Annotated in this window: 5 protein-coding genes; 2 read left to right on the forward strand and 3 right to left on the reverse strand. The window is 64.9% G+C overall.

Annotated elements, in window-relative coordinates:
- From secG to gap, 3 genes are all read right to left on the reverse strand, one after another.
- Positions 1-266: preprotein translocase subunit SecG (gene secG / locus VJ307_08715; protein HJX74224.1), on the reverse strand; the 266-nt coding region annotated here is incomplete at its 3' end.
- A 19-nt stretch (positions 267-285) separates the two neighbouring features.
- On the reverse strand, positions 286-1,038 hold the full coding sequence (tpiA, locus tag VJ307_08720) for a triose-phosphate isomerase (GenBank protein HJX74225.1): 753 nt from the start codon (positions 1,036-1,038) through the stop codon (positions 286-288).
- A gap of 4 nt (positions 1,039-1,042) precedes the next feature.
- Positions 1,043-2,047, reverse strand: a complete 1,005-nt coding sequence (gene gap / locus VJ307_08725) for a type I glyceraldehyde-3-phosphate dehydrogenase (GenBank protein ID HJX74226.1) — start codon at positions 2,045-2,047, stop codon at positions 1,043-1,045.
- 407 nt (positions 2,048-2,454) lie between these two features.
- Here gap and VJ307_08730 point away from each other — a divergent pair, with 407 nt between their 5' ends.
- Positions 2,455-3,132, forward strand: a complete 678-nt coding sequence (locus VJ307_08730; GenBank protein HJX74227.1) for a CerR family C-terminal domain-containing protein — start codon at positions 2,455-2,457, stop codon at positions 3,130-3,132.
- Positions 3,133-3,182: 50 nt separating this feature from the next.
- The coding region (locus tag VJ307_08735) for a TolC family protein (GenBank protein ID HJX74228.1) at positions 3,183-4,280 on the forward strand (1,098 nt) is incomplete at its 3' end.

The raw sequence follows: 4,280 nt of genomic DNA on the forward strand, positions 1-4,280 counted from the left end.
ACGGGCGCTGCCCCCTTCATGATGCTGGAGGCGGGCCTGCTCCCGGAAAAGTACGCCAGGAAGAGGGACGTGATCATGAAGACGACCGCGGCCGCGGCGGTCAGTTTGCTCAGGAAGCTGGTGGGTCCGCTCGACCCGAACAGGGTCTGGGAGGAGCCGCCGCCGAAGACGGCCCCGATGTCGGCCCCCTTCCCCGTCTGCAGGAGAATGATGAGGATGAGGGCCAGCGACACGACGATGTGCAGGATGACGATCAGGGTATACATTGCGTGTACGTCTCCTCCGTTATCGGTACTTCACGATTTTCGCGAACGAGGCGGCGGAAAGGCTCGCACCCCCGACGAGGGCCCCGTCGATGTCTTCCCTGCTCATCAGGTCGGCGATGTTCTCGGGCTTGACCGACCCCCCGTAGAGGATCCGGACCGAGTTTCCGGCCTCGTCCCCCCAGATCTTCTTCAGTGTAGCCCGGAGGAAGGCGTGGACCTCCTGGGCCTGCGCGGGCGTCGCCGTCTTCCCCGTGCCGATCGCCCAGACCGGCTCGTACGCCACCAGGACCTTCCCGGCGGCCGACGCCGGCACATCCGCAAGCCCGGCGCGAAGCTGCCTATCCACCACCTCGATCGTCTTTCCCGACTCCCGCTCGGCCAGCGTCTCCCCCAGGCACAGGATCGGGATCAGCCCCTCGCCGAGGACGGCCCGGACCTTCCGGTTCACCATGTCGTCGGTCTCGGAAAAGGATTGGCGGCGCTCCGAATGGCCGACGATGGCGCAGGCGGCCCCCGTGTCGCGCACCATCCGGGGGGAGACCTCCCCCGTATACGCCCCCTCCTCGGCGAAGTGGACGTTCTGCGACGCCACGCGGACGTTCGTGCCGCGGGTCAGGGACGCGACGGCTGCGAGGGAGGGGAAGGCGGGGGCCAGGACGATCTCCACGCCGGCCGCGTCCCCCACGAGGGGGGAAAACTCCCGGACGAAGGCCGCCGCCTCGTCCGCGGTCTTGTACATCTTCCAGTTGCCGGCGATGACCGGGGTGCGCATCCCCCTACGCCGCCTTCTCCACGTACTTGGCGAGGTCCACCAGGCGGCAGGAATATCCCCACTCGTTGTCGTACCAGGCCAGCACCTTCACCATCCTCCCTTGGATCACCTTGGTGGAGAGGGAGTCGAACTCCGCGGAGTAGGCGGTATGGTTGAAATCGACGGAGACCAGCGGTTCGTCGACGTACTGGATAATTCCCTTCAGCGGCCCTTCCGACGCCTTCTTGATCGCCTCGTTGACCTCCTCCGCGGTGGCCGGCTTCGACAGCTCCACCGTCAGGTCCACCACGGACACGTTGGACGTGGGGACGCGGATCGCCATCCCGTCGAGCTTCCCCTTCAATTCCGGGATCACGAGCGCCACCGCCTTCGCGGCGCCGGTGGTGGTCGGAATCATGGACAGCCCCGCCGCGCGCGCCCGGCGCAGGTCCTTGTGGGGGAGGTCGAGGATCTTCTGGTCGTTGGTGTACGCGTGGATCGTGGTCATCAGCCCCCGCTCGATCCCGAAGGCGTCGAGGAGCACCTTCGCGATCGGCGCGAGGCAGTTCGTCGTGCAGGAGGCGTTGGAGATGATCCGGTGCTTCGCGGGGTCGTACGTCTTCTCGTTCACCCCCATCACGAAGGTGGCGTCGGGGTCCTTGGCCGGGGCCGAGATGAGGACCCGTTTCGCCCCTGCCTTGAGGTGCTTTTCCGCCCCCTCCCGGTCGGTGAACTTGCCCGTCGACTCGATGACCACCTGCACCCCGAGTTTCTTCCACGGGAGCTCGGAAGGGTCCTTCGCGGCGAAGACCTGGACCTCCTTCCCCGCCACGACGAGCCGGTCGCCTTTCGCCTCGACCTTTTCGTCGAACCGCCCGTGGACCGAGTCGTACTTCAGGAGGTGGGCAAGCGTTTTCGCGTCGGTGATGTCGTTGACGGCCACGATGTCCAGCGCGGGGTCCTTGTACGCCGCGCGGAAGAAATTCCGTCCGATCCGCCCGAACCCGTTGATCCCGACTTTGACGGCCATGTCGCATCCTCCTGGAAAGGGAAGTTGATGAAGAAAGCGAAGGAAAAGCTAAATTTATACCGTTTCCTCTCCCTCTGTCAAATGGGCGGGGACACTCCTCAACGCGGGGGGGGACACTCCGGGGACACTCCTGATTCTATCGACGAGAAAAAAAGGAGTGTCCCCCCCAGTGATAGGAATGTCCCCCCTGGGAATGTCCCCGGTGACGATGCCCTGAAACATTTCCACTCCCGGTGCCAGAGGGGATGAAGAGTTCTTAGGAACGTCCCTGTTCTTACCACGAACGGAGCCCCCCTCCGAGGCTGCGGAGCGATAGCCGCGTCCGCCGCGCGGAGGAGTCCTTCGATGTAGGCAAAATCCCCGGGGCTTGACATTCCGAGGAAAATTAATACAATTGTTTCAAACTTATGTTTAAAAATATCCATTCCGAAGACGCCCGGACGGACCCCGAGGGGAAGCCGCTGTCCGAGCGGACCCGCGAGCGGCTGCTCGGCGCCGCGGGGGAGGTGTTCGCCGAGCGGGGGTATCGCCGCTCCACCGTCCGCGAGATTTGCCGCAGGGCCAACGTCAACATCGCATCGGTGAACTATTATTTCAAGGGGAAGGAAGATCTCTACGCAGACGTGCTGGAATCCTCCTATCACCAGGCCCGGGAGAAATACCACGAGGAGGATACCCCGGGACGGTCGGGAACGGCCGAGAGCAGGCTCTCCCGGTTTGTCCGCGTCTTTCTGCTTCGCATTCTCGACGAGGGCAGGCCGGCGTGGTTCGGGAAACTGATGGCGCGGGAAATCGTCGAGCCGACCGGCGCCCTCGACCGGGTCATCGACAGGGCGTTCCTGCCCCTTCATCGGTCCCTGGGGGAACTCGTGCGCGAGATTCTCGGGGGGGGCGGAGACGAAGCCCGAGTCCGGCGACACGTCTTCAGCATCCTCGGGCAATGTCTCTTCTACCGGCATGCCCAGCATGTCATCGCGAGGCTCTACCCGGACGTCCGGTACGACGCGGCGGAGATCGAGCGGACGGCCAGGCACATCACATCGGTTGCCCTTTCCGCGATGAAACCGCCGGGGGCCAGGAAATGAGGATCCTTCCGATGAATATTCCCCAGCGACATCCCCGATCGCATGTTGCGGTGTTCCTCGCCGCGGCCCTCCTTTCGGCGGCGGGGCCGGTCCTTGCGGAAGAGATCCCGATCACCCTGGACACGGCGGTGCGGGCCGCGATCGAACGAAACCTCGACCTGCGCGTGCAGGCGTTCACCCCGGCTCTCTCCGAGACCGACGTCCGCCGCGCCCGGGCGATCTTCGACCCGAACCTGAGCCTGCTGCTGGATCATCGCGGCTCGAATGCTCCCGCCGCCCCCGAATCCCCCTTCGTGGAGCGCAGTCGCTTCTTCGATGCCAACTTCTCCACGGACGTCCTCCTTTCCTCGGGAGCCACGGCCTCGGCGGCGTTCACGAACCTCTGGAGCCGCGACAACCCCGGCACCCCGCTCTCCCGGTACGCCCAGCCGCAGATTTCCCTTTCCCTCTCCCAGCCGGTCCTGCGGGGATTCGGGAAAGCGATGACGGAAAAGGACATCACGATCGCCGCGTATGCCAAGGCGTCCTCCCTCCTGCAATGGCGATCGGTTGCCATTTCCACGGTCGCCGCTGCGAGGGACGGATATTTCGCACTGGTCAAGGCGAGGGAAAACCTGGAGACGAGGAGGAGCTCCCTCGCCGTGGCGAAGGAGATTCACACGGGGAACCGGGCGCGGGTGAAAGCCGGAGTCCTCGCGGAGGTGGAGCTGCTCGACTCCGGGTTCGGCGTCGCACAGCGGGAGCAGGACCTTCTCGCTGCGGAGAAGAGCGTCAAGGACGCATCCGACAGCCTGTCGGTGCTGATCCAATACGGGGTCGGCTCGGAACTGGTTCCGGCGAATTCGATCCCGGTCGAGCCGGGGGAGATTTCCGAACAAGGGTCGATGGAAATTGCCCTCCGGACCCGACCCGATCTCCAAAACGCGAAGGTCGGCCAGGAAACCGAGGAATTCCGGACGAAGGTCGCCCGCAACGAGATGCTTCCCGCCGTATCCCTGACGGGGAGAGCCGGGCTCGAAGGGCTGGCCCCGGATTACGGGAACGCCCTCGACGATCTGAAGTCGGGGAATTCCCCGTTCTGGTCGGTCGGGGTGGGCTTCTCCTTCCCTCTCGGAAACCACGCGGCGAAGGCCGACCTGGCCGCCGGT

The organism is Candidatus Deferrimicrobiaceae bacterium, from assembly GCA_035256765.1.
Taxonomy (GTDB): Bacteria; Desulfobacterota; Deferrimicrobia; order Deferrimicrobiales; family Deferrimicrobiaceae; genus CSP1-8.